Genomic DNA, 2,012 nt, shown 5'->3' with positions numbered 1-2,012 from the left:
TCAAGATCGGCATCGCGCTCGGCGGCGGCGCCGCGCGCGGGTTCTCGCACATCGGCGTGCTGAAGGCGCTCGAGGCGCGCGGCATTCCGATCGAGATCGTCGCCGGGACGAGCGCGGGCTCGGTGGTCGGCGCGCTCTACGCGTCGGGCATGAACGCGCTGCAGATCAACAAGATCGCCCTCGACATGGACCAGGCATCGATCAGCGACTGGGCGCTGCCGTTTCGCTCGCGCGGCCTGCTGCAAGGCGTCGCGCTGCAAAACTTCCTGAACAAGACGCTCAACAACCGGCCGATCGAGAAGATGGCGAAGCCGCTCGGCATCGTCGCGACGGACCTGCAAAGCGGCCAGCCGATCCTGTTCCAGCAAGGCAACACGGGGCTCGCGGTGCGCGCGTCGTGCAGCGTGCCGTCGGTGTTCGAGCCGGTGAAGATCGGCAATCGCGAATATGTGGACGGCGGCCTGGTGAGCCCGGTGCCGGCGTCGTTCGCGCGCAAGATGGGCGCGAGCTTCGTGATCGCGGTCGACATCTCCGCCCGGCCGGACGGCGCGGCGACCAACAACCCGATCGAGATGCTGCTGCAGACCTTCACGATCATGGGCCAGACGATCAAGACCTACGAGCTCGACAAATATGCGGACGTCGTGATTCGCCCGAACCTGGCGGCGATGGGCGGCAGCGACTTCAACCAGCGCAACGCGGCGATCCTCGCGGGCGAGGAAGCGGTCGCGCGCATCATGCCGGAACTGCAGCGCAAGCTCGCGGCGGCGCGGGGCGTGACTGCCGCCGCGTAAGCCGCGATGGGCGGGAGGCCGCGGCACGCGCCGCCTCCCGGTGGCCGACGGAACGACTTACGCCTCGCCGTCGGCGCCAGCCTCAAAACAAAAAACCCTGCCGCCTTTCGGTGACAGGGTTTTTTATCGTCCGGCCTGACCGACCGGCAAACGTCAGTTGTTGCCGTTCGCCGAATCGTCGCCGATCGTCGCGCGCACGCGGCGCAGGTCTTCGGGCTTCATCGGGAATTCCGATTCGATCCGGCGCGCGCCGGTGAAACGCTTTTCCCAGTAGCCGCTGTCGAGATCGTCGACGCGGACGGTGCTGCCCGTCGACGGCGAGTGCACGAACTTGTTGTCGCCGATATAGATGCCGACGTGCGAGAACGTGCGGCGCATCGTGTTGAAGAACACGAGATCGCCCGGCTTCAGGTTGCTCATGCTCACCTTCTCGCCGACGCGGCTCATTTCTTCCGCGCGACGCGGCAGCGACATGCCGAGCGTGTCCTGGAACACGTAGCGCACGAAGCCGCTGCAGTCGAGGCCCGAATCCGGCGAGTTGCCGCCCCAGCGATACCGCACGCCGATCATGTTCAGCGCGCCGACGACCACGTCGCCCGCCTTGCCCGCCATGCCGGCAAGGAACGACTTCGCGCCGCCGCTCGACGGCTGCGCGCTGGTCTGCTGGAGGGAGGAACCCGACCCGATCTGAGTCGAATTGGTGACATTCTGGTTAAAACTGCTGACTTCGTCGGCGAATGCGCCGGGTGCTGCTGCGAACAGGGCGCCGATGAACAGCCCGGCGATGGTGCGCGCGCATGCCTGGGTCAGGGATCGATGCTGCATTGGTCGATGGAATGTGCTTAAAAATCAGCTGATTGGCGGAAAATTTCGGTCGATACTAGCCAGCGCGTAATCGTTTGTCAAAACAAATTAATAAATACAATCGAGATGGTCAGACCATTGGACGCCTATCACGCTTTCCAGACCGCTTTCAACAGCTTTTGTGTGTAAGGATGTGACGGTCTGGTGAAGACGTCGGCCACGTCCCCCGACTCGACGACGGCGCCGTCCTGCATCACCGCGACGCGGTGCGCCATCGCACCGATCACCTCCAGGTCGTGGCTGATGAACACATAGCCGAGGTTGTATTTCTGTTGCAAATTCGCGAGCAGCTTCAGCACCTGCTGCTGGATCGACACGTCGAGCGCCGACGTCGGCTCGTCGAGGATCAGGATG

General features: G+C 64.2%; 2 protein-coding genes and 1 pseudogene. 1 reads left to right on the top strand and 2 read right to left on the bottom strand.

The genetic code is table 11. From position 1 onward, the window contains the following. The coding region (locus JMF90_RS34965; protein ID WP_201326154.1) for a patatin-like phospholipase family protein at positions 1-794 on the top strand (794 nt) is incomplete at its 5' end. 153 nt (positions 795-947) lie between these two features. Here JMF90_RS34965 and JMF90_RS34960 read toward each other — a convergent pair. Both JMF90_RS34960 and JMF90_RS34955 read right to left on the bottom strand, forming a co-directional pair. Next, the gene (locus tag JMF90_RS34960; RefSeq protein ID WP_011694316.1) at positions 948-1,619 is read right to left on the bottom strand and encodes a C40 family peptidase; all 672 of its coding nucleotides are present in this window, start codon (positions 1,617-1,619) and stop codon (positions 948-950) included. A gap of 128 nt (positions 1,620-1,747) precedes the next feature. After that, positions 1,748-2,012 (bottom strand): annotated as a pseudogene (locus JMF90_RS34955) (ABC transporter ATP-binding protein); the annotation flags it as partial.

Origin of the sequence: Burkholderia sp. E168m23 (genome assembly GCF_016586125.1) — a bacterium.
Classification (GTDB): domain Bacteria; phylum Pseudomonadota; class Gammaproteobacteria; order Burkholderiales; family Burkholderiaceae; genus Burkholderia; species Burkholderia orbicola.
The sequence above is the reverse complement of the archived record's forward strand: the minus strand, read 5'-3'. Positions and strand labels throughout refer to the sequence as shown.

Bases quoted from the DNA above. Each gene is read 5' to 3' on its own strand.
- JMF90_RS34960 (WP_011694316.1), bottom strand. From the start codon at position 1,619: ATGCAGCATCGATCCCTGACCCAGGCATGCGCGCGCACCATCGCCGGG.